The sequence below is a fragment of the Vibrio sp. 2033 genome (assembly GCF_033339735.1).
Genome location: NZ_JAWOVC010000189.1, coordinates 1 through 873 on the forward strand (window position 1 = coordinate 1; position 873 = coordinate 873).

The 873-nt window shown below is 47.8% G+C and carries 1 protein-coding gene; it reads right to left on the reverse strand.

Translation table 11 applies throughout. From position 1 onward, the window contains the following. Positions 1-837, reverse strand: an 837-nt coding sequence (locus R7P74_RS25500) for a serine/threonine protein kinase (protein WP_318123428.1), incomplete at its 3' end; no start/stop codon positions are given. Between the last annotated feature and the right edge of the window lie 36 nt (positions 838-873).

Below are 873 nucleotides of genomic sequence, written 5' to 3' on the forward strand. Positions count from 1 at the left end.
TGCCATATAGTGCACCATTCGTAGACCGCGAAGTGGCTCGATTAGTTTCAATTCCGCGGCGTTAAAATCGCAAAACTCTTGATACGCCTCTAAAATGATGTCCAGTTGCATCAGCTTATCTTGGCGTTCGCCGTTAAGTAGCATCCACAAATCTTGTACGGCAGGGCCGTTGCGCGAGTCATCTAAATCGACAAACATTGGGCCGTCGCGCCACAAGATGTTACCCGGATGGCAATCGCCATGCAGACGAATCGTTGCGAAGCTGCCTTGCCAGTGGTTTTCGATGGCTTTGATGAGCATGTCCAAGTCATTGAAAAAGCTGTTTTCTAAATGCATCGGGATCATATTGGCGTTTTGCAAAATCTCACGTGGTTGGTAGAGATACTCTTGCAAACCAATGGTAGGGCGATGTTGAAAAGCTTGTCGGCTGCCGACTTTATGGATGCGTCCTAAAAAGCGACCAACTCCTTCAAGTTGCTCTAAGTTATCGACTTCAAACTGACGACCGCCTACGCTTTCGAAGAGAGCGAACCCATAGCCTTGATAGTGGTGTAGGGTGTTGCCATTGATGCGTACGGGTGGGGCGACGGGGATTTCGTTATCAATCAGCTCAAGCGTGAAATCGTGCTCTTCTTGAATCTGCTCGTTGCTCCAACGTTCCGGACGATAGAACTTCACGACGTAGCGACGGCGCTCTTCATCGGTAAATTGATACACACGGTTTTCGTAACTGTTGAGAGGCAGAAAGCCCGATTCAGCACGAATGCCAATGCTTTCTAACGCGTACCACATGAAATCAGGGGTGAGGGCGTCAAAGTTAAACATACTTTGGGACATATAAATAAAAAGGCTCATTACTGAGCCTTTTTCCAT